Source organism: Nonomuraea sp. NPDC050404 (assembly GCF_040655495.1).
In the GTDB taxonomy this organism is placed as follows: Bacteria; Actinomycetota; Actinomycetes; order Streptosporangiales; family Streptosporangiaceae; genus Nonomuraea.
In genome coordinates, this window is record NZ_JBFAKB010000089.1 from 1 (window position 1) to 1,989 (window position 1,989).

A 1,989-nucleotide genomic window follows, 5' to 3' on the forward strand; every position below is an offset into this window, starting at 1 on the left:
TCGGGGCGCATTCAAGGGGTCGTCGCAACACGGTGATCACTTGCTGGCGGCAAGCATAGCGAGCCAGATGGGTTCCGTATCCTTCCGGTTTGGGGGATGCGGAACCCATGATCAGGAGGCTGCGGATCGCCAGCAGGGGCTGGCTGGCGGGTAGCCGGCCGAGATGAGTATGGTCCGGTAGCCTCGGCTGATGGCGAAGATCTTGGTCACGGGGATGTCGGGCACCGGCAAGTCCACGGCGTTAGAGATGCTGGCCGCCCGGGGTCATCGCGCCGTGGACACCGACACCGACCAGTGGAGTCACTGGGTGACCCTGCCGGACGGATCCACCGATTGGGCCTGGCGGGAGTCGGCCATCAGCGACCTGCTCGCCAACCATCGTGAGGGCGCTCTCTTCATTGCCGGGTGTAAGTCCAATCAGGGACGGTTCTACCCGCAGTTCGACCATGTCGTCCTGCTCAGCGCGCCGGTTGACATCATGCTTGCTCGGATCGCGACGCGGACCAACAATCCCTTCGGTAAACGCCCTGAAGAACGTGAGGCCATCCTGCGTGACCTGGCCAGCGTGGAGCCGCTGCTCAGGGCCACCTCCACGGTCGAGATCGACACTTCCGTGCCGATCGACAGGGTCGTGCAGCAGCTTGAGGAGCTGGCTCAGACGAAGCCGTGAGCAGGGAGCGCGGGAACAGATTTCTCCAGCCTCACCGCTTCCAGGGTTTAGGCGTGGGCCGCCAGGAGCCTTGTCAGGCGGTCAGCCGGGGTGTCCCAGTCGAGTGTCTTGCGGGGACGGGAGTTCAGCTCGGCGGCGACGGCGTCGAGCTGGTCGCGGGTGTGGACGGACAGGTCGGTGCCCTTGGGGAAGTATTGGCGGAGCAGGCCGTTGGTGTTCTCGTTGGAGCCACGCTGCCATGGGCTGGCCGGGTCACAGAAGTAGATCGGGATGTCGGTGGCGAGGGTGAAGGCGGCATGGGAGCCCATCTCTGACCCCTGGTCCCAGGTGAGGGATCGCAGCAGGTGGCGTGGCAGGGTCGTGATGGTCTGGGTGAGAGCCTCCCGCATCAGTTCGGCGCTGCGGCCGTGCGGAAGGTGGACGAGCATCACGTAGCGGGTGCTGCGCTCGACGAGAGTGCCGATGGCGGAGGTGCCGTTCTGGCCGATGATGCAGTCCCCTTCCCAGTGACCGGGCACGGCTCGATCCTCGACCTCAGCGGGTCGCTCGCTGATCATGACCATGGGTGTGCTGAAGCGGGGCTGGCGCAGCTGGGCCAGGCGGCGGGGCTTGCGCATGGCGCGACCGGTGCGCAGCGCCCGGGTCAGCTCGCGACGCAGCTCGCCGCGGCCCTGGACGTAGAGCGCCTGGTAGATGCTCTCGTGGCACACATGCATCTCCGCCCGCTCCGGGAAGCTCTTGCGCAGGCTCTGGCAGATCTGCTCCGGGCTCCAGCGCTTGTGCAGGTGGTCTTGAATGTATGCCCGTAACTCGGAGTTCTGCCCGATCTTGCCGCGCTTGGGGCGAGGCCGGCGTGCGTCGGCTCGGGCCTGGGCCGCGTGCGGCCGGTACTGGCCGTTGCCGGGGTGGCCGTTGCGGTGAATCTCTCGGCTGATGGTGGAGGGCGCGCGGCCGAGTTCGCGCGCGATCTCCCGGATCGATGCCTTCTCCCGCACCCGGTCAGCGATGTGGATCCGCTCGGTCTCGTTGAGATAGCGGCCCCGCACGTCTGGGGGCGCCGCCGATGTGATTGGTGGCGCCCCGACGTGCTTGCCGGTCGGATTGCGTCCGTTCCGCCATCGCCGCCCGGTACGGAGGTTGATGCCGACGATCCGGCACGCCTCCTTGTTGCTCAAGCCCTGCTGCACGAGCTGCAAGTATGCCGCCCGCTCACGGGACAGAGCCCTGCGGCCTTGACTGCGTTCCCGACCCTCCCGGATCTCGAAGTCCATCGCATCCCCTCAACTGGGGTGTTGCGACGACCACTAGAAGACAAGCGG

2 protein-coding genes are annotated in these 1,989 nt (G+C 66.7%); one reads left to right on the forward strand and one right to left on the reverse strand.

The features are described from left to right. The first annotated feature begins 190 nt into the window (after positions 1-190). Positions 191-670, forward strand: a complete 480-nt coding sequence (locus AB0I81_RS63950) for an AAA family ATPase (protein WP_360680679.1) — start codon at positions 191-193, stop codon at positions 668-670. 47 nt (positions 671-717) lie between these two features. On the opposite strand, the gene AB0I81_RS63955 is transcribed toward AB0I81_RS63950, so the two are convergent. Then, positions 718-1,941 carry an IS30 family transposase gene (locus AB0I81_RS63955; RefSeq protein ID WP_360680682.1) on the reverse strand — a complete coding sequence of 408 codons (1,224 nt, stop codon included), beginning with the start codon at positions 1,939-1,941 and terminating at the stop codon, positions 718-720. Between the last annotated feature and the right edge of the window lie 48 nt (positions 1,942-1,989).

Excerpts from the sequence above, each read along its gene's own strand:
- AB0I81_RS63950 (WP_360680679.1), top strand. The coding sequence starts at position 191 with ATGGCGAAGATCTTGGTCACGGGGATGTCGGGCACCGGCAAGTCCACG.
- AB0I81_RS63955 (WP_360680682.1), bottom strand. The coding sequence starts at position 1,941 with ATGGACTTCGAGATCCGGGAGGGTCGGGAACGCAGTCAAGGCCGCAGG.